Origin of the sequence: Streptomyces monomycini (genome assembly GCF_022271435.1) — a bacterium.
GTDB classification, from domain to species: domain Bacteria; phylum Actinomycetota; class Actinomycetes; order Streptomycetales; family Streptomycetaceae; genus Streptomyces; species Streptomyces monomycini.
Window position 1 is genome coordinate 40,861 of sequence record NZ_JAFIQY010000013.1, and the last position, 17,064, is coordinate 57,924.

At 71.9% G+C, this 17,064-nt stretch carries 19 protein-coding genes and 1 pseudogene; 6 read left to right on the forward strand and 14 right to left on the reverse strand.

Annotated elements, in window-relative coordinates; translation table 11 throughout:
• The first annotated feature begins 103 nt into the window (after window positions 1-103).
• Entirely contained in the window at window positions 104-712 is a 609-nt protein-coding gene (locus JXZ78_RS17175) for a flavodoxin family protein (protein WP_030020094.1), read from the forward strand.
• A 27-nt stretch (window positions 713-739) separates the two neighbouring features.
• Here JXZ78_RS17175 and JXZ78_RS17180 read toward each other — a convergent pair whose 3' ends face one another.
• Together JXZ78_RS17180 and JXZ78_RS17185 are read right to left on the reverse strand one after the other, a co-directional pair.
• Window positions 740-1,774, reverse strand: coding sequence for an SDR family oxidoreductase (locus tag JXZ78_RS17180; RefSeq protein WP_030020095.1), 1,035 nt, complete (start codon window positions 1,772-1,774; stop codon window positions 740-742).
• Window positions 1,775-1,807: 33 nt separating this feature from the next.
• Window positions 1,808-2,692 carry an SDR family oxidoreductase gene (locus JXZ78_RS17185; RefSeq protein WP_030020096.1) on the reverse strand — a complete coding sequence of 295 codons (885 nt, stop codon included), beginning with the start codon at window positions 2,690-2,692 and terminating at the stop codon, window positions 1,808-1,810.
• 164 nt (window positions 2,693-2,856) lie between these two features.
• Here JXZ78_RS17185 and ku point away from each other — a divergent pair, with 164 nt between their 5' ends.
• On the forward strand, window positions 2,857-3,882 hold the full coding sequence (gene ku, locus JXZ78_RS17190) for a non-homologous end joining protein Ku (RefSeq protein ID WP_030020097.1): 1,026 nt from the start codon (window positions 2,857-2,859) through the stop codon (window positions 3,880-3,882).
• A 38-nt stretch (window positions 3,883-3,920) separates the two neighbouring features.
• Here the strand turns inward: ku and JXZ78_RS17195 are convergent, their stop codons facing one another.
• From JXZ78_RS17195 to JXZ78_RS17205, 3 genes are all read right to left on the reverse strand, one after another.
• A complete protein-coding gene (locus tag JXZ78_RS17195; protein WP_030020098.1) occupies window positions 3,921-4,388 on the reverse strand; it encodes a DUF5709 domain-containing protein in 468 nt (155 codons plus the stop codon).
• Window positions 4,389-4,529: 141 nt separating this feature from the next.
• A complete protein-coding gene (locus JXZ78_RS17200) occupies window positions 4,530-4,925 on the reverse strand; it encodes a DUF2795 domain-containing protein (protein ID WP_030020099.1) in 396 nt (131 codons plus the stop codon).
• A gap of 176 nt (window positions 4,926-5,101) precedes the next feature.
• On the reverse strand, window positions 5,102-5,839 hold the full coding sequence (locus JXZ78_RS17205) for a GAF and ANTAR domain-containing protein (RefSeq protein ID WP_030020100.1): 738 nt from the start codon (window positions 5,837-5,839) through the stop codon (window positions 5,102-5,104).
• Window positions 5,840-6,058: 219 nt separating this feature from the next.
• Between JXZ78_RS17205 and JXZ78_RS17210 the strand changes: the two genes are divergently transcribed.
• Window positions 6,059-7,117, forward strand: coding sequence for a Ppx/GppA family phosphatase (locus JXZ78_RS17210; RefSeq protein ID WP_033037714.1), 1,059 nt, complete (start codon window positions 6,059-6,061; stop codon window positions 7,115-7,117).
• A gap of 66 nt (window positions 7,118-7,183) precedes the next feature.
• Entirely contained in the window at window positions 7,184-7,516 is a 333-nt protein-coding gene (locus JXZ78_RS17215) for an STAS domain-containing protein (protein WP_030020102.1), read from the forward strand.
• Window positions 7,517-7,835: 319 nt separating this feature from the next.
• Here the strand turns inward: JXZ78_RS17215 and JXZ78_RS17220 are convergent, their stop codons facing one another.
• The 3 genes and pseudogenes from JXZ78_RS17220 to JXZ78_RS17230 all read right to left on the reverse strand — a co-directional run.
• Window positions 7,836-8,135, reverse strand: coding sequence for a hypothetical protein (locus JXZ78_RS17220; protein WP_030020103.1), 300 nt, complete (start codon window positions 8,133-8,135; stop codon window positions 7,836-7,838).
• 394 nt (window positions 8,136-8,529) lie between these two features.
• Entirely contained in the window at window positions 8,530-9,492 is a 963-nt protein-coding gene (ligD, locus tag JXZ78_RS17225) for a non-homologous end-joining DNA ligase (RefSeq protein WP_030020104.1), read from the reverse strand.
• A gap of 62 nt (window positions 9,493-9,554) precedes the next feature.
• Window positions 9,555-9,725, reverse strand: a pseudogene (locus JXZ78_RS17230) (gamma carbonic anhydrase family protein); the annotation flags it as partial.
• Window positions 9,726-9,779: 54 nt separating this feature from the next.
• Here JXZ78_RS17230 and JXZ78_RS17235 point away from each other — a divergent pair.
• Window positions 9,780-9,938, forward strand: coding sequence for a hypothetical protein (locus tag JXZ78_RS17235; RefSeq protein WP_157851573.1), 159 nt, complete (start codon window positions 9,780-9,782; stop codon window positions 9,936-9,938).
• 115 nt (window positions 9,939-10,053) lie between these two features.
• Here the strand turns inward: JXZ78_RS17235 and JXZ78_RS17240 are convergent, their stop codons facing one another.
• The 4 genes from JXZ78_RS17240 to JXZ78_RS17255 all read right to left on the reverse strand — a co-directional run bounded on the left by JXZ78_RS17240 (window position 10,054) and on the right by JXZ78_RS17255 (window position 13,348).
• The gene (locus JXZ78_RS17240; RefSeq protein WP_050502463.1) at window positions 10,054-10,659 is read right to left on the reverse strand and encodes a hypothetical protein; all 606 of its coding nucleotides are present in this window, start codon (window positions 10,657-10,659) and stop codon (window positions 10,054-10,056) included.
• Complete coding sequence (locus tag JXZ78_RS17245) at window positions 10,656-11,675, reverse strand: WXG100 family type VII secretion target (protein ID WP_030020107.1); 1,020 nt, start codon at window positions 11,673-11,675, stop codon at window positions 10,656-10,658. The genes JXZ78_RS17240 and JXZ78_RS17245 overlap by 4 nt, the downstream gene beginning before the upstream one ends.
• Window positions 11,672-11,986: a DUF2563 family protein gene (locus JXZ78_RS17250; RefSeq protein ID WP_030020108.1), complete on the reverse strand. Its 315-nt coding sequence runs from the start codon at window positions 11,984-11,986 to the stop codon at window positions 11,672-11,674. The genes JXZ78_RS17245 and JXZ78_RS17250 overlap by 4 nt, the downstream gene beginning before the upstream one ends.
• A 336-nt stretch (window positions 11,987-12,322) precedes the next feature.
• Complete coding sequence (locus JXZ78_RS17255) at window positions 12,323-13,348, reverse strand: alpha/beta hydrolase (protein WP_030020109.1); 1,026 nt, start codon at window positions 13,346-13,348, stop codon at window positions 12,323-12,325.
• A gap of 329 nt (window positions 13,349-13,677) precedes the next feature.
• Here JXZ78_RS17255 and JXZ78_RS17260 point away from each other — a divergent pair, with 329 nt between their 5' ends.
• Entirely contained in the window at window positions 13,678-15,372 is a 1,695-nt protein-coding gene (locus JXZ78_RS17260) for an ATP-binding protein (protein WP_050502464.1), read from the forward strand.
• A gap of 15 nt (window positions 15,373-15,387) precedes the next feature.
• Here JXZ78_RS17260 and JXZ78_RS17265 read toward each other — a convergent pair whose 3' ends face one another.
• Both JXZ78_RS17265 and JXZ78_RS17270 read right to left on the reverse strand, forming a co-directional pair.
• On the reverse strand, window positions 15,388-16,032 hold the full coding sequence (locus tag JXZ78_RS17265) for a DedA family protein (RefSeq protein ID WP_030020111.1): 645 nt from the start codon (window positions 16,030-16,032) through the stop codon (window positions 15,388-15,390).
• A gap of 478 nt (window positions 16,033-16,510) precedes the next feature.
• Window positions 16,511-16,975 (reverse strand): DUF4442 domain-containing protein, encoded by a 465-nt coding sequence (locus JXZ78_RS17270; RefSeq protein ID WP_030020112.1) that lies wholly within the window; start codon window positions 16,973-16,975, stop codon window positions 16,511-16,513.
• Window positions 16,976-17,064 lie beyond the last annotated feature (89 nt).

A 17,064-nucleotide genomic window follows, 5' to 3' on the forward strand; every position in this document is an offset into this window, starting at 1 on the left:
TGTCGAACGGCGGGGCACGGGCACCCGGGGTACGGTCCACACCACAGGTGACAGGAGCACCACGGTGTGCTCACACCCTGTCGATTTCCGAGGAGCTGCCGTGATCCGCGCCCTGGCGTTCGTCTGCACCCTGAACCCGTCCCCCACCGACTCCAGCAGCCAGCTGCTGGCGGACCAGGTGCTGGCCGAACTGGGCGGGCTCGGGGTGCAGTGCGAGTCGGTACGCGTCGCCGACCACGACATCCGTCCCGGCGTCGCCACCGACATGGGCGACGGCGACGCCTGGCCGGGCTTGCGCGAGAAGCTGCTGGCGGCCGACATCGTGCTGCTGGCGACCCCGATCTGGCTCGGTCACCCGTCCAGCCTGTGCCAGCGGGTGCTGGAGCGGATGAACGCCGACATCGCCGAGACGGACGAGCAGGGGCGGCAGCTGATGTACGGCAAGGTCGGCGCCGTGGCCGTCGTCGGCAACGAGGACGGCGCGCACAAGGTGAGCGCCGACCTCTTCCAGGGCCTCAACGACCTCGGCGTCTCCCTGGCACCCAACGCGGTCACGTACTGGGTGGGCGAGGCGCAGCACGGCACCGACTACCAGGACCTGGACGAGCGGCCCGAGAACGTGGCCGCCACGACGCGCACCCTCGCCGTGAACGCCGTACACCTGGTGCGGCTGCTGCGCCAGTACTCCTACCCGCCGTCCTCGTCCTCCTGAGGACCGGTGGCCGCCCCGCCGGTACCCCTACCTGCCGCGCCTGCCGCGTCGTACGGGCCCCAGTACGGCGCCCACCGCCGCTCCCGCCGCGGCCGAGGCAGCCGCCACGAGTACGGGGTGCCGCGCGAGGGCCGCCTGGGGCGAGTGCGGGTGGGAACTGTCGTCGAAGACACCGTGCGCGCCGTGATCGACGCCGTCGGGGCCGTCCGCCGGCTGCCACAGGTTCGCCGGCCGGTGCGCCGGCGCCCGCTGGTCCGTCTGCTGGGAGGCGTACCCCGTACGGGCGAGAAAGCGGTCCAGAAGGGCGGGCGCGATCCGGTTGCCCAGGATGGTCGCCACCGTGGAAAGACCGACGTAGTACTGCTTGCGCCGCGGATGCGCCGCCGCGTGCAGCACGGCCCGGGCGGCGACCTCCGGCTGGTAGACCGGAGCGACCGGCCGGGGAGTCTTCGGCAGCCGGGACAGCACCCAGTCGAACTGCGGCGTGTTGACGGCCGGCATCTGGACGACGGTGACCGCGACCCGGCTCCCCTGGTGCAGCAGTTCGGTGCGGACGCTGGACGTGAAGCCGTTGATGGCGTGCTTGGCGCCGCAGTACACCGACTGAAGCGGTACGGAGCGGAAGCCGAGGGCGGAGCCGACCTGCACGATCGCGCCCGCGTCCCGCGGCAGCATCCGCCGCAGCGCGGCCCGCGTGCCGTTGACAAATCCGAGGTACGTCACCTCGGTGGCGCGCCGGTACTCCTCCGCGTCGACCTCGGTGAACGGCGCGAACACCGTGCTGAAGGCGTCGTTGACCCATACGTCGATCGGCCCGAAGGCGTCCTCCGCGGCCTGGGCCGCCGCTTCGACCTGGTCCGCGTCGGCCACGTCGGTGGGCAGCACCAGCGCCCGGCCGACCCGCTCCTCGACCTCGGCCGCGGCGGCGTCGAGTCCGGTACGGCCGCGGGCGACCAGGGCGACGTTCGCGCCCTGCGCGGCGAAGAGCCGGGCGGTCGCGCGGCCGATTCCGGCGCTGGCGCCGGTGATGACGACGGTCTGCGGTCCGACGGCGCCGGACATGGGAACCTCCTTGGCAATGCGGGCCGGACACGGCTACGGCAGCGGTGTGCCGCCGGTCGCGTTGACGATCTCCGAAGTGATGTAACTGGCCTGCTGGGACGCGAGGAAGACGTACGCGGGCGCCATCTCCACGGGCTGAGCCGCTCGCCCCAGCGGGCTCTGCTTGCCGAACTCGGTGGTGTCCGGCAGCGTCGAGGGAATCAGCGGGGTCCACACCGGTCCCGGGGCCACCGCGTTGACGCGGATGCCGCGCTGGGCGAGGTCGCCGGCCAGCGCGTGGGTGAAGGTGACGATGGCGCCCTTGGTGGTCGCGTAGTCGAGCAGTTGCGGGCTCGGCTGGTACGCCTGCACGGACGTCGTGTTGATGATGCTGCCGCCCTCGGGAATGTGCGGCAGCGACATCTTGGAGAGCCAGAACATGCCGTAGACATTGGTGCGCAGCACCCGGTCGAACTGCTCCGTGGAAATGCCCTCGATTCCCTCGGACTGCGCCATCTGGTAAGCCGCGTTGTTGACCAGGACGTCGATGCGGCCGAATTCCTTCACCACCCGGTCCACCAGAGCGCGGCACTGCTCCTCCGCGCGAATGTCGCACGAGACCGCGAGCGCCCGCTGTCCCGCTTCTTCGACGAGCCGGACGGTTTCCTTCGCGTCCTTCTCCTCTTCCTCCAGATAGGTGAAGGCGACGTCCGCCCCTTCACGGGCGAAGGCGAGCGCGACCGCACGTCCGATGCCCGAGTCACCGCCGGTGATCAGCGTACGGCGGTCCCGCAGCCGCCCGGAGCCCTCGTACGACGTCTCGCCGTGGTCGGGCCGCGGCGTCATGTCCTCCGTCGCGCCGGGATGCGGCTGGTCCTGCTGGGGGAATTCCGGCTTCGGGTGCTCGTCCACGGGATTGCGCTGGTCGTTCCCGGTCATTGTCGATACCTCCACGTGCTGATGTGTCTGTGCCGGTACCCGCCCTGCCGTCGCGAACACGTGACGGCTTTCCCCTGTTCCGGCCGCTTTTCGCTCCAGGTGCCGCTGCCGGGATGCGCCGGGCCGGTAACCGGCGTGCGATGGTCACGGAGGTGGTGCAGGCCATGGCACGAGCCATGTGGAGCGGTTCCCTGTCCTTCGGGCTGGTCAGTCTGCCGGTGCGGATGTACGCGGCGACCGAGAGCCACACCGTGCATTTCCACCAGATCCAGCGCGGCACGTCCGACCGCATCCGCAACAGACGGGTCAATGAGCGCACCGGGAAAGAGGTGCCCGCCGAGGAGATCGTCAAAGGCGTCGACGCCGGTGACGCGTACGTACTGATCGAGCCGGACGAACTGGACGACATCGCTCCCGGCCGCTCCAAGGCGCTGGAGATCAGCGGTTTCGTGGACCTCGACGAGGTAGACCCGGTCCATTTCGCCACCACCTATTACCTCGGCCCGCGAGGCAAGGACCACGGCAAGGTCTACGCCCTGCTGCACAAGGCGCTGAAGGAATCCCGCAAGGCGGGTATCGCCACCTTCGTCATGCGTAACCGTGAATATCTCGTCGCGGTGCAGGCGGAGGGCGACATCCTGGTCCTGCACACCCTGCACTGGGCGGACGAGATCCGTGACCCACACGACGAGATCGGCGACCTGCCGGAACGGACGAAGATTCCGGAGCGGGAGCTGAAGACCGCGGTCCAGCTCATCGAGGCGCTGAGCACCGAGTGGCGTCCCGAGGAGTACCACGACACGTACCAGGAAAAAGTACGCGCGCTCATCGAGGCCAAGCGCAAGGGCGAGACGGTGGAGAAGGCCCGGGAAGCGCCGGAGTCCACGAATGTCGTGGATCTGATGAGCGCCTTGCAGGCGAGCGTCGATTCGGCCAGGGGGTCCGCACAGCGGAAGGGAACAGGGCGGGCGCGGGGGAAGAAACCGGCGGCCGGAAAGGAAAGAAAGGGAGACGCGAAATCCGGCGGGCAGGCTGCGCGCCGGACGTCCGCCGCCGATCTGTCGCAGCTCGGCAAGGCCGAACTCTACGAACGCGCCACCGAGGCCGGCGTCCACGGCCGGTCCTCGATGACGCGTGCCGAGCTGCTGGAGGCCCTGTCCGGCGGACGCGGGCGTGCCAAGGCTTCCTGACCCGCCGCTCCCGCTGCCCGCCGGGACGGGGCGGCCGCTCAGCGCGAAAGGTCGGGATCGTCGACGATGTGCACCGCGGCCTCCTCCGCCGACGCCGCCCCGCCGTCGATCCCCACGTCACGACCGATCTCGTCGTTGCGCAGCCGCAGCGCGTCACCCTCGTCGGTGCCGGTCATCCGGCCGGCGCGCTCGTCACCCACCTGGCCGTCCATCGGCTCGCCCTCGGCGTCCTGCTGGTCGCCGATGCCGTCGCCGGCCGGCGGTTCGACGTCCGGTACCTCTTCTGCGAGCCGTTCGTCGAGGCTCTCACCCTCGCGCTGCTCATTGGCGGTGGTGCCCTTGTGATTCACCGCCAGCGGCTTTTCGGGGGGCGAGTAGCCCTGGTCCAGCATCTCGTCGTAGTCCGGCTCGTCGAGAGCGTCTTCCATGTCGAGTTCGTCGGACGTTCCCTGGTTGTCGGACGCGGACGGCTGGTACACCTCGTCGCCCATCGCTTCATCGGACATGACAGCTCTCTTTCCAGCGCGGTGCCGGTTCCTCGCCCGCGGCGGGCCTCTCGTCACGACCCGCCGTGCCGGGCGTTCTCCGGCGACGACGGTAACCGTCGGTGACGGTTGTTCGGGTTCTCTCGTGGTCGCGGTGTCCTGTTACCTGCCGAGCCCCAGTGATTCCACGATGCGCTGTGCGTTCTCGTACCGCTCGTTCTCCGGAAGGCGCTGGGCCAGTGCGACCAGACGGTCCGGGGCGTTGTTCTCCCGTAGCGTGCTGACGATGGTGTCGCGGTCGGCCGGATACAGACTCCGGCGCAGGTGCTGGGCCATTTCGGTACGGATTTCCACGGCCTCCGGCGTCATTCCGTCCGGGACGCTGCCCGGCGCGGGGCCACCGGCGGTCCGGCTCACCTCGGGCTGGTCCTCTCCCGAGGGCTCCAGTTCGTGGTCCTCTTCGGCGCGCAGAGCGCGGTCGGCCTTCAATTCGCCCTGGAGCTCCTTCTTCATCATGTCGTCCCGGGCCGGGCCGGCCTTGTTCGTACCGTGATCCATTGCTTTTCTGCCTCCAGGACTCACCGATTTCTTTCCGTTCCCGCCCCGCACGTCCCACCCCGTCCGTGCCATGCGGTACGGAGTGCCCGTTGGCCCTTTCGCGAAACAGGCCGAAGCCGAGAGCGAACGGGGGCGGGCAGGTGCCCGGGAGACCGGCCCGGGTACGTCGGTGCCGGTCAGCGGGGTACGGACCGGGCGAACGGGCCGGATGCGGCCGGCCCGCCGATGACCTGCCGGGCGACCTCGGTCAGCTTGCGCTGGTGGGAGCGGGCGTAGCTGCGCATCACCCGGAACGCGTCGTCGGGGGTACGGTCCTGGCGCTCGGCGAGCGCGCCCTTGGCCTGTTCGATGAGTACCCTGCTGTCCAGGGCGGTCTGGAGCTGCCCGGCCAGGGCCTTGAGCTCGCGCACGTCCTTGCGGTACGCCAGTCCGATGGCCACCGCGTCGGCCAGCGCCTGCCCGGTCGCGATCTCTCTGCGCGACAGCGCCCGGTACTGGTGGAAGAAGTTGAGGGAACCCAGCCGCCGGTTCCGGTAGCGCACCGGCAGGGCGGTGGCCGCGCTGAAGCCCCTGTCCAGCGCCTGGGTGGTGAAGCGCGGCCAGCGGGCCCGGTAGTCCGGGTGGCCCAGCGGTACGTCGGTGAGCCTCCGCCCCGTACGCCAGGCGTCCCGGCAGGGCCCCTCGTCGAGCGCGACCTCGACGCGCTCCAGCCGTGCGGCCCCGGCCCCGAATCCCACCGCCAGCGCGGGCTGCCGGTCGCGCGCCATCAGTACACCGCCCGCCTGCACCCCCGGGAGCCCTACGCAGAACTCGGCGAGCCGCTCCACAAGCGCGGTCGTGTCCCGGCCCGCGGCCGGGTCGGCCAGTTCGAGCAAGGCGGCGAGCAGCGCTTCTTCCCGGTCGGACGCTGACATGGCGGACGCTCCCTTCGACAGGCCGCTCCGGCGGCCGTCGCTCGTGGGGCGAACGGGCCACCCCGGACATGCCCCCGGGTATCCCGGAACCGGCCGTACAAGCTCCCGGCAGGAGCGCGGGCGTGCACCGAGGCGCGGGATCCGCGTCCCGCGCCGGGGCGCCGTCATCTGGCTGGGACCAGGGCGCTGAAACAGGCCGGAAGGGGTACCCGCACCGACATGCGCTTAGCCGTCCTCGACGCCGGGTCGAACTCCGTACATCTGCTCATCAGCGAAGTCGTCGGCGGCGTGCCGTTGCCCGCGCACTCCCTGAAGGGCCCGGTCCACCTGGCCGAGCAGGTGGCCGTGGACGGAACGGTGCCCCCGAAGGCGGCACGGCGGCTGGCGGAGGCGGTGGCGCAGGCCCGGGAGCAGGCGGGCCGGTGGCGCTGCGACCGGCTGTTCGCGTACGCCACGGCGGTGGTACGGGACGCCGCCAACCGCGACGAGGTGCTGGAGACGGTGCGTGCCGGGAGCGGGATGCGGCTGGCCGTGCTGCCCGGTGAGGTGGAGGCGGAGCTGACGTTCCGGGCGGCGCGGCGCTGGGTCGGGCTGCAGGCCGGTCCGATGGCGTTGCTGGACATCGGCGGGGGTTCCCTGGAGGTCGCTTTCGGCCGCGGTGCCCTGCCGGACTTCGCCTTCTCCCTGCCGCTGGGGGCGGGACGGCTGACCCGCGAGTTCCTGCCCGGCAGAGGCAGACCCGGCCGCGAGGCGCTGCGCGAGCTGCGCCGCTACGTGCGCGCCTCGCTCAAGGACGTGGCGGCCCGGGTCCGCTGGGAGGATCCGCACACCGTGGTGGCCACGTCCCGGATGTTCCAGCAGCTGGCCCGCCTGTGCGGGGCCGCGCCCGGCCGTGACGGCCCGTTCGTCACGCGCACGCTGTCCCGTACGGACCTGAGGGAAGCGGTGCGGCAGGTGTCCCAGCTGACCGCGGCCGAGCGGGCAGAGCTGCCGGGCATCTCGGCCGCCCGCTGCCGCCAGGCACCGGCCGGCGCCGTCGTCGCGTACCAGGCGATGAAGAGCATGGGGATCGACCAGGTCACCATCTGCCCGTGGGCGCTGCGCGAAGGCGTACTGCTGCGCCATCTGGAACAGGGCGGTCAGGACTGGTGGCCGAGCCCCGTGCCACGGCACGAAGCCACCGGGTCCGGCCCGCTGTCCGGCAGCGCGACCTCGCCGCACGTGCCGCGCCGGCTGCCGCTCGGCCGGGCGTCGCTCGGCCGGGCGTCGGGAGGCTGACCGCAGACGTCCGTACCATCCGTTCTCGAACCCCACCGGGCGTCCGCGCCCCGTGCCGGAGTCATCATGTACTTGTCGAACTACCGCATCGCCGACCGCCTCGTGATCGAGGTCCCCGAGATCATCGACATCGCCAACACCGGCCAGGTCGCCGCCGGCCTCCAGGGTCTGCTGCGCGAACCCGAGGCCACCGGGGTCGTCATCGACCTGCGCGCGCCCATCATCACCGTGGCCGGACTGCGGACCCTGCTGCGCTGCCAGCGGACCGCGCGGGAGCGCGGCGTGACGCTGAGCGTGGCCGCGGACCGCCCCATGGTCCGCAAAGCGTTCCGGCTCACCGGGGTGCACCGCACCATCCCACTGCACAGCTCGCTGGCGGACGCGCTCGCCGCGGCGTAATCCTTTCGCGGTGCGCCCGCCCGCGCCCTACCGCGGTACACCCGCCCTCGCCCTACCGCGGTGTGTCCTCTCCCGCGGTGTGTCCTCCACCTCCGTCGTGTGACGGTACGACCCCCTCGTCCCGGCCGTCACACAAATGGGGTGTTTACCGACTGGTCCGGTGAGTTACCCGTCCCCCAGCCTTCCGCAAGCGGCCGCCGGAAGGCAGGCGCCGGGCCGGTTGAGACCACAGCCGCCGGCGCCGCTCCTCGCTCCCGGCCACCCGCTGGGCCTCCTCCGTCCTCCTGACCCCGCCCACCGGCTCCCCGGTCAGGAGAGGTCAGGAGGACGGCCCGTGCCCGTGGCGCCGAGGAAGCCGCTGGGGCGCGCCGGTCCGGAGGACCAGCGGATGGGCGGGCAGCCTGTCCAGGGGCGAGGAGTGCCGGTAACGGTCGATGGAGGCGGCCCGGCCGTACGGGCCCGGCCTGCGGTGCTGCCGACCGCGGGTGGCCGCGTCCGGCGACTCGGCCGGGGGCGGCCGGTGCGGCTTACGGGGTCGGAGCAGGGCGTCTTCGTACCGGCCCAGGGCGATCACGAGTCCGAGCATCGCCAGAGGCCAGAGGGCGGCGAGCAAGGGCATGGCCGCTCCCTTCCTTGCCGGTCGTACACGCTGGCTGGAGCTTTACGTCGTCTGTCGGGTCACCCCACGGCGACACGGCAAACCACCGGCCGGGGGTCACCACTCCACCGGTCCCCCGCGCGGCACTTTTCGCGCCCGCCGTCCCCGGCACCCACCGGACGGAAAAACGCCAGGCCGGCGCGGTGCCCCCGATCACCGACCCGCTTCCGCCCCAACCCGAAAGCCCTTGCGACGACTTGCGCGGACGCACTCCTCGTGCTGACTTCCCCTGCCGTGCTGCTGCGATTGCTGCTGACGCCCGCCCGGTCCGTGGCACGCCCCCGCACCACGACGCACGCCGCTCCAGGACGGTACGACCGGCCGTCGAGGGCGGTACGCGGGCAGCCGGCCCTCGTCAGTCCAGCCGGGTGAGATCCGGACGCAGCCGGTGCCAGGTCGGCTGCCGGAGGCGGTCGGCCGAGGTCCAGCCGGAGGCGGTGACCTCGGCGACGAGCCGCGGTTCCGCCCAGTGGGCGCCCGGCACGTCGACCGCGTTCTCGAAGGGTGAGGTGTCCCGCCGTACGACATCCAGGTATCCGGCGAGTTCCCGGCGCTCACGGCCGGAGAGCCCCGACCCCACGGAGCCCACATACCGCAGCCCGCCGGGCTCGTCCACCCCCGCCAGTACGGCGCCGGGCAGCCCGGCGAGGCCGCCGCGGCCCTCCGTCCAGCCGCCGATGACCACGTCAAGGGTGACCAGGTGTTTCGTCTTGCGCCATTCGGACGAGCGGACACCGGGGGCGTAGCGGGACGTCAGCCGTTTGGCGACGACCCCCTCGAAGCCGGCGTCCAGGGTCGCCTCCCAGGTCGCCCGCGCGTGGCCCGTCACGTACGAGGGGACCGACCAGTGCGGCCCGTCGTCGAGCCCGAGCCCGGCCAGGACGTCGCGGCGGTCCACGTACGGGAGTTCCAGCAACGGCCGCCCGTCGAGACGCAGCACGTCGAACAGGACGAGGTGGACCGGATGCTCCCCGGCCAGCGCGGCCGCGCGGCGCCGGCTCGTGACGCCCATCCGGCGCTGGAGCAGCCCGAAGTCCGGCCGCCCTCCGGCGTCCAGGACCACCACCTCGCCGTCGAGGACCGCCGGCCGGTCCCGCAGCCGTTCACCGAGCGGCGCCAGCTCGGGATAGGTCGCGGTCGCGTCGTTGCCCGCCCGGGTGACCAGCCGCAACGTCCCGTCGCCCGGCGCGTCGGCCAGGCACCGTGCCCCGTCCCACTTCGCCTCGAACGCCCACTCCCGCTCCTCCCCGGGAGCGGGCAGCGGCCCGGGGGTGGCCAGCATGGGCCGCAGAACGGACAGCGCGGAGGACGGAGCCATGCCCCGATGATCGGCGGCGCCTCCGCACCCGGCCACCGGACGCGGAGACCTCTCAGGGGCCGCTACCGGTCCTCGGCCGCCGCACGGTGGCTCTTCGCCGGTTCGACGTACACCGTGGCGTTGAGCCGGATGCCGCCCCGCTCCTCCTCGGTCAGCTCGCGCCTGGCCTCGGCGCGCGCACCGGCGACCAGCGACCCGGCGCCGATGCGCGCGCCGTTGAGGACGGTGTCCCCACATGAGTACGCATACGGATGGCCTGGCGCCCCCGTGACCGACACGATGACTGCGTGTCCCTCGACAAAGAGTTTTCCCCGGCCCCCGCCCCTGCCCACCGGCAAGCGACGGAGAAGGCGATGAAGGGCGTGCTCCTCGTGGCCGCCGTCGTGGGCGGGATTCCGCTGCTCGCCTTTGCCTTCCTCATCGCGGTCGTCGCCGTGTCCGACTGACCGTCACGCCGCCCCGCATTTCCTCCGTACAAGTACGGCGACGGAACCGGGCGTCCGCCGGACGCGGCGCCCGGAACCCGTCACGAAACCGGAACCAGGCGCCCGCCCGGCCTTCTCAGCCGCCCCGCGGAAAACACTCCACGAAATACACGGCGTGCTGGCTGCGCAACTCCACCCGGGCCCAGGATTCGTCCGTGAAGCCGATTTCGTAGGTGTCCGCGTCGATGTCCGTACGGTGCCGGATCCATGCCACCTGGGACGCGGGTGTGCTCCAGCCTGCCTCGACCGCGCCGAGTTCGCCGCGGCGGCGGCCGCGCTGCACATAGGTGACGTGCAGGTGGCGGTCGGTGAGCTGGAGTACGGGCAGCGCGTCGGTGGTCGGTACGCGGGGCCACAGGGCGGTGGCCAGTTGGCCCGCCAGACTTCCCCAGCCGCCCTTCAAAGGCTTGCCCTTCTTGCGCCGGGCGCCGAAGAGGTCAGGGATCGGCTGGATGATGGCGTCGACCAGCCAGAAGACCCGCTTGGCGCCCTCCCAGCGGTCGCCCGGCAGGCGGCGGCCCGCCAGGACGCGGGGGCGGTTCCACCGGCGCGGCTTGGGCAACCGGTGCCCGGGGAAGGCCACTTCGTTCTGTACGAGCCGCTCGTCACCCGGCAGCGCTTCGCCGGCCCGCTCCCTGGCTTCCTTGTACGGGACCCTGCCCAACGCGACACGCAGACTCATCCGAACACCTCGCGTACGGGCTTGGCCGCCCGCGGAGCCGCCTCGGCCAGCCGCTCGTCGAAGCTCTTGGGGTCGGGGCGGTCGGCGTACTGCTTCTGCTGCTCCGTGGGCGGCGGCGGCTTGCCCGCGTCCTGGTGCTCCACGTCCCACCGGTGGTCGCCGACCTGGACCCACTTGAGACCGGTCGCGTCATGGAGCGCGGCCTCGCCCTTGTCGGTCCACTGGCCGACCTTCTCGCCGACGTCCACGCCGGTGTGGTGCTCGATGACGCTGTCGGCGAGCGGCGCCGCGTCGATGACGGCCCCGGCGGCCTTGGCTCCCGCGGCCCGCTTGACGACCTGCTTGACTCCCCTGCTGATGTTCTTGCGGGCGTTCTTGTTGCGCCACAGCGCCTTGGCCTTGATGCGTGCCCTCCGCAGCTTCTGCAGGGCGCGCATCCGGTCGGCGAGGTCCTTGAGCTTGTCCGCCAGCTTGGCGGTGATCCGTACGGCCTTCAAGGCCCGGTGCGTGGCCCCCGCGGCCCCGATCAGCGGGCCGATGGCCGCGCCGACGCCGGCCGTGAGGATCGCGACGATCGCCGCCGTCGCGGCGGCCACCAGCAGCGCCTCGACGATCTCGGTGATCAGCTCGATCATCGTCTCCTCGGCCTCGGTGCAGGCCTCCGCCGCCATCTCCAGGAGTTCGGCGACCGTGATCATGTCCTCGGCCTCACCCTTCAAGGCCTGCTCGAACTCGGTCATGGTCGTGCCGAAGGCGGTGGACGCCTGCCCCGTCCAGGACGCCTGCAGCGTCCGGCGCTCGGCCTGGAGGTCGTCGACGACGCCCTGCATCTCGGAGGCGGCGGTCCGCCACTCGCGGGCGGTGGCGATCAGCTTCTCGTTGTCACCGCTGACCTTCTCCAGGTACTCGTCGAGTCCGAGGCTCTTGACGGCGCCGCGGATCGTGGAGTCGAGCGCGCCCGCCAGCGGGTTGCTCCAGTCGACGTCGAACCCGATGCGTTCCAGTACCTGGCTCATGCCTGACCACCGCCCATGAGCCGGACCTGGTCGTCCTCGTTGGTGTCGTAGCCGTCGGCCGCCAGCCGCATGCCGTCGGCGATGACCCCCAGGGACTCCTTGACGTCATGGAGATCGCTGACGGCTTCCTCGGACTGCTTGTCGTAGTCCGCCTTGAGGCCGTCGGACTCGGAGAGCATCCCGAAAACCCCACTGGACAGTTCCAGACCGCGGGCCCGGTTACGGATCTTCTCGACCCGGCCCGCCGCCTCGTCCACCGCATTGGCATACCGGCGCAGAGCAGCGCTCTCGACGTCGTAGCCATCACCCATCAGGCCCTCCCGTGACCCCGTTGTCCGTATAGGGACGCCCTGCAACCACTTGGCGCCCCATATACGAATTAATGCCATCACCATTCCAAGACTTTGCGGAAAAGGGATGGTTGACCGCGCGAGATCACTGTAGCCACAGTCGGCGAGCGACGTCGCACGGGTATGCCTGCCACCGACTCCGCGTACGCCGACACGGGTTGCCGGCACCCGGGGCGCGGCCATCACCGGCATCGACCGGCAGGCCGTGTCGCCCGGAACCACCGGATCAACCCGGCGCAGAAGGGAGGGGAAGCGAGGCGCGTACGCCAAGCCGCCGTCGGACGGGGCCGGCCCGGTTCAGGACTTCGGCCGGGCCTCCATCGGCACGGGACCGAGCATCTGCTCACTGATCCAGTGCAGCGACTCCGGCATGCGCTGGATGTACGTGTGGCCGCTGTGCCTGCCGTCGGGGATCTCGAACAGCGTGTGGTGGACCGGGCCGCCGGTGTGCTCCCGGATGAACTTCTTCACGTACGGCACCGCCTCCTCCTTCGAGCCCAGCTCGAAGGCGAGGTAGACGTCCGGGCCGCCGCGGGACTTGAGCTGCTCGGCCAGCCGGCGCGGGTCGTTGGCGCGCTTCTCGGCGGGGTGCCCGTTCCACATCGGCGAGTCCGGCACCGTGTCCGGGCCGTTCGCGATGACCGCCTTGAACTTCGCCGGATGCTTCAGCACGGCCTTCAGCCCCGCGAAGCCGCCCGAGGAGGAGCCCATGAACGCCCATCCGTCGCGGCTGTCGTACGTGCGGTAGTTCGCGCGGGCGAAGGCCGGGACGTCCTCGGTCAGCCAGGTGCCCATCTTCGGCTGCCCGGGTATGTCACTGCCGTCGTGGTACTTCTTCTTCGGGTTCAGGACCGGCATCACCAGGATGAACGGCAGCGTCTTGCCCGACTGCGACCACTCGGCGATCTTCTCCTCCAGCCTGAAGTCACCGCCGATCCAGTAGTTGTCCGGATACCCGTACGAACCGGGCAGTGCTATCAGGACCGGGAAGGCGCTCTTGGCGTACTGGGGCTGGTTGTACTGCGGCGGCACCCAGGACCAGATGTCGCCGCTGAACCCGGATTTCGCGCCGTGCCACCGGGTCTTGACTATCTTCGTCCCGTCGTCGCCCGTGGTGCGCTGCGTCACGAAGTGCGAACGCGGCCCCGTGGGCCGGACGACCTTGGCGGTCCCGCTGCTCGCCTCGCGCGCCTGCTGCCGCAGCTGCGGCACATGGGAGGCGTCGACCTCGTCCCGGTCCTTGCTGCCGCAGCCGGCCGCGAGCCCCATCGCCATCAGGCTCACCGCGGCGACGGCCGCGGTACTGGTACGCAGGCGCTTCATCGGGACGAACTCCTCGCAGACTCGTGTCCGGCGGGGGCAGCGGGTTCCGCCTCCGCCGCTTCAGCGAAAGACACCAGAATAAGATCCGTCGGCCGGCCGTATCGCGGCTCCCCAGGGGCACCGGTCCGGCCGCCCGCCGCGGCACGGCGGCAGGGCGCGCACACCGTCGTGCGTCTCCAGGGGTATGGATGTCGAACAGGCGGGTTCCGGTTCCCTCGATCGGTATGCCGGGTTGTGGTTGATTCGCGCACCGGCTCTGGGCATCGTGTTTTTCCGACTGGCGACGGGCGACGGTGCGGCATGAGGCGGTGCCACGGACGGGGTGATCGATGAGCACGGGAGCCGGAAATCCGCCGCCGCCCGGGAGCTCGGGGCGCACGGCGGAGCGCAGGGCACTGCGCGGCCTGCTCGCCCGTACACCGCTGGTGACCGTGACCGGCCCCGCGAACGTGGGCAAGAGCACACTCGCCCGCGCCGTTCTGGGAGAGGGCGCGTGGGGTGACGGCCGTCCCGGTGGCGGCTTCGTGCGGGTCGGGTGCCGGGAGGGCGTGGACGCTTCGGATATCGCCGCCGCCCTCAGCCGGGCGGCGGGCCTGCCGTACGACGCACCGCCGCAGACCCTGGCCGCCCACTGCGCCCGGCGCGGCCTGACCGTCCTGCTGGACGACTGCGATCCGCTGGCCGGCGCGTGTGCGTGGCTGGTGCGGCAGTTGCTGCGCGCTGGGGCGGGGGCCGGCGGTGGGGTGGTCGCATCGGCCGGGCTGCGGATCGTGGCCACCGCGCGACAGCCGTTGGGGCTCGGTGCGGAGCGTGTCCTCGCTGTGCGGCCGGTGCCCGTGACGTGGGGTGGTGGGCCGCTTCCCGTGGCGCGGGACGGCGGGCCCTTGGCCGCGCCCTCCGCGCCGTACGGCATGGCGGTCCGCGCCCCGGCCGCCGCGCTTGGTTCCTGCTCCCCCGCGGACCGTCTGGTGTGGGCACGGCTGGCCGTCCTCCCCGGGGACTTCGACGGTTGGCTGGCGGGGTGCGTAGCCGGTCGCAGTGACGTTTCTGCCTACGAGGTCGAGGCCGCGCTCGGCCGCCTGCTCAGGGCTTCCGTACTCGCCCTGGTACGGCCGGCACCGGACACCACCCCGCCCCGGCCGCCACACCCGCCCGAGCCATCGCCCCCGGCCCGGCCACCACAGCCGCCCCGCTACCGCCTGCCCGCCGCCGCCCGTGCCATGGGCCGCGCGCATCTCCGGGCGGCCGGTGAGGAGACCGCGACGCTGCGCGCCTTCCGGACGGCCTGCGCGGCGCTCGCCGCCGAGGCGCAGATCGCCTGGCAAGGCTCCGACCGCCGGGTGGCCGTCCATCTGGCCGAGACCGAGCGGCACCATCTGCGCGCGGCGCTGACCCTGCCCCCGCAGGACGCGGAGGACGCCCTCACCGCGCTGGACATCGCCGTCTCCCTGTGGTTCCGGTGGGCCGTCTGCGGCGGCCGGGGCGAGGGGCGTACCCACTTGGCCCGGCTGCTGCGGCAATCCCGGGACGACACCGCCGTACGGGCCCGGGCCCTGTGGCTGGCGGGCTGGCTCGCCGCGCAGGACCACGCGCACCGCACCGCCGAGTCGCTGCTGGACCGGGCCGGCCGGGCAGCTGCCCGGCACGCCGACCCGGACACGCTGGCCCGCGTCGCACACGTCCGTGGCATCCTCGCGCTCCGCCGCTCCGACACCCGTACCGCCGCCGCCTGCCTGCGCCGGGCGGCCGAGCACACGTATCAGGACGCCTGGTACGGGCCCGGGCCGGCCCACAGCCAGGTCCTGCTCGCCACCACACTGGCCGCACCGGACCCGGCGGCCTTCCCCGCTCCCGTTCCCCTTCCCGTCTCCGCCCCCGCTCCCCTCCCCCTTCCCGCCTTGGCGCCCGTTGCCGCGACGGGCGCCACCACCACGGGCCGCGGCACCGTCACGCCGCCTGCCGCACACGACAGAGCCCGCAGCAGCCCCTGTCCAGGGGCCCGCCGCGGGCTCCACCTCACCTGACGGAACGTCCGCCCGTCACTCCGCCATCGCTTCGGCCGGCTGGGCGGCGGCCGCCTCGCGCCGGGCCGCCGCCTTCGCCGCGCGCCGCTTCATCACGACGAACGAACCGATGCCGAACAGCACCGCGGCCACCAGGCCCACCCAGGAGAACCGCTTGAGCCAGGACTCGGCGACGACACCGACGTAGTAGATCAGCGCGGTGGTGCCGCCGGCCCAGACGATGCCGCCGAGCACATTGGCGATGAGGAACTTCCAGTACGGCATCTTCAGCACACCCGAGAGCGGGCCGGCGAAGATCCGCAGCAGGGCGATGAAGCGGCCGAAGAAGACCGCCCACATGCCCCACTTGTCGAACTTCTCCTCGGCCATCGCCACCTGGTCGGGCCCGAAGTGCTTCGGGAACTTCCGTCCGGCCCAGTTGACCAGCGGCTGTCCGCCCTTGCGGCCGATCAGATAGCCGATGGAATCCCCGATGATCGCGCCGGCGGACGCACAGGCGCCCAGCACCAGCGGATCGATGTGGTCCGTCGTCGCGGCCAGGAGCGCCGAGCTCACCAGGACGATCTCACCGGGCAGCGGAATGCCGAGGCTCTCCAGGCCGATGACCAACCCCACCAGGAGGTACACGCTCACGGCCGGTACCGTCTCCAGCCACTCCATCTGCAACGCCGCATCCTCCACTAGGTGTAGGGCCCCCGTGGGCCGCCGCCCGGCGTCCGACGACGCCGTCGATGATCGTGATTCCCCCGTGTCCGCGCGCCGTGGCGCGCCCGGGAAGCCTACTCGATCTCTTCGGGCCGCCCCGCTGACCGGCGTCACGGCCCCGGCCCGCCGCGGCGTGCGCGACGGGCCGGGGTGACGCTTCGGCCGGCGGACCGGTGACCGGGCCTTGTCTCCGTACGAGTGCTCTGTCACACGCGCTCTGTTTCACACGTGCTCTGTCACGAGTGCCGCTCGCGGGCGCGAACGCCGCGAACGCTCAGCGAGAACTCTCCGTACGAGACGCGCCTCGGAGGCATGGAGTTGCCTCGGGCCCGGAGGAAATTGCGCGGGCCCCGCCGCGGGAAGCCGGAAACGGTCCGATCCTCACGCGGCGGAAACGTTCCGACCCCCTGCACGGCCGGAAGGCGCGGCGGTCCTACGCGGCGGGAGCGTTCGGACGCAGCGTCCACACGATGGTCATCTCACCGGTGACCGCGCCGTCCTCCCTGGTGATGGCGACGTTCACCGGGAACTCCGGCCGCTCCCCCGCGTCCAGCTGGGCGACGATCTCGGCGATCGGCCGACCGAGCTCGGCGGTGGCGGTGACCGGGCCCATGGCGAGCTTCTTGTAGCCGATCTCGGCCCGTACGGCGAGCGGCACGGCCCGGGAGAGCTGGTCACCGAAGGCCGCGAGCACGATCGCGCCGCTGGCCGACTCGGCGAGCGTGAACATCGCGCCGGCGTGCGGGCCGCCGACGTGGTTGTGGTAATCCGCCTGGTCGGGCAGCCGGACCACGGCCCGCTCGGGGCTGGTCTCGCCGAACTCCAGGTTGAGCGTACGGGCCATCGGCACGGTGGCCGCCATCATTTCGCCGATCGACGGCTTGGTCTCGGAGGACATGGCAGCATGTTACCTACGAGTAGCTTGTCGGGGGAAGCCCTGCCCGGCGTTCCGTCCCACCGCCCCGGCGCTTATCGTGGTGGCTCATG

What these genes read in the sequence shown, in the direction of transcription:
- JXZ78_RS17180 (WP_030020095.1), bottom strand. Translation starts at nt 1,774, where the DNA reads ATGTCCGGCGCCGTCGGACCGCAGACCGTCGTCATCACCGGCGCCAGC.
- JXZ78_RS17185 (WP_030020096.1), bottom strand. Translation starts at nt 2,692, where the DNA reads ATGACCGGGAACGACCAGCGCAATCCCGTGGACGAGCACCCGAAGCCG.
- ku (WP_030020097.1), top strand. Translation starts at nt 2,857, where the DNA reads ATGGCACGAGCCATGTGGAGCGGTTCCCTGTCCTTCGGGCTGGTCAGT.
- JXZ78_RS17195 (WP_030020098.1), bottom strand. Translation starts at nt 4,388, where the DNA reads ATGTCCGATGAAGCGATGGGCGACGAGGTGTACCAGCCGTCCGCGTCC.
- JXZ78_RS17200 (WP_030020099.1), bottom strand. Translation starts at nt 4,925, where the DNA reads ATGGATCACGGTACGAACAAGGCCGGCCCGGCCCGGGACGACATGATG.
- JXZ78_RS17205 (WP_030020100.1), bottom strand. Translation starts at nt 5,839, where the DNA reads ATGTCAGCGTCCGACCGGGAAGAAGCGCTGCTCGCCGCCTTGCTCGAA.
- JXZ78_RS17210 (WP_033037714.1), top strand. Translation starts at nt 6,059, where the DNA reads ATGCGCTTAGCCGTCCTCGACGCCGGGTCGAACTCCGTACATCTGCTC.
- JXZ78_RS17215 (WP_030020102.1), top strand. Translation starts at nt 7,184, where the DNA reads ATGTACTTGTCGAACTACCGCATCGCCGACCGCCTCGTGATCGAGGTC.
- JXZ78_RS17220 (WP_030020103.1), bottom strand. Translation starts at nt 8,135, where the DNA reads ATGCCCTTGCTCGCCGCCCTCTGGCCTCTGGCGATGCTCGGACTCGTG.
- ligD (WP_030020104.1), bottom strand. Translation starts at nt 9,492, where the DNA reads ATGGCTCCGTCCTCCGCGCTGTCCGTTCTGCGGCCCATGCTGGCCACC.
- JXZ78_RS17240 (WP_050502463.1), bottom strand. Translation starts at nt 10,659, where the DNA reads ATGAGTCTGCGTGTCGCGTTGGGCAGGGTCCCGTACAAGGAAGCCAGG.
- JXZ78_RS17245 (WP_030020107.1), bottom strand. Translation starts at nt 11,675, where the DNA reads ATGAGCCAGGTACTGGAACGCATCGGGTTCGACGTCGACTGGAGCAAC.
- JXZ78_RS17250 (WP_030020108.1), bottom strand. Translation starts at nt 11,986, where the DNA reads ATGGGTGATGGCTACGACGTCGAGAGCGCTGCTCTGCGCCGGTATGCC.
- JXZ78_RS17255 (WP_030020109.1), bottom strand. Translation starts at nt 13,348, where the DNA reads ATGAAGCGCCTGCGTACCAGTACCGCGGCCGTCGCCGCGGTGAGCCTG.
- JXZ78_RS17260 (WP_050502464.1), top strand. Translation starts at nt 13,678, where the DNA reads ATGAGCACGGGAGCCGGAAATCCGCCGCCGCCCGGGAGCTCGGGGCGC.
- JXZ78_RS17265 (WP_030020111.1), bottom strand. Translation starts at nt 16,032, where the DNA reads ATGGAGTGGCTGGAGACGGTACCGGCCGTGAGCGTGTACCTCCTGGTG.
- JXZ78_RS17270 (WP_030020112.1), bottom strand. Translation starts at nt 16,975, where the DNA reads ATGTCCTCCGAGACCAAGCCGTCGATCGGCGAAATGATGGCGGCCACC.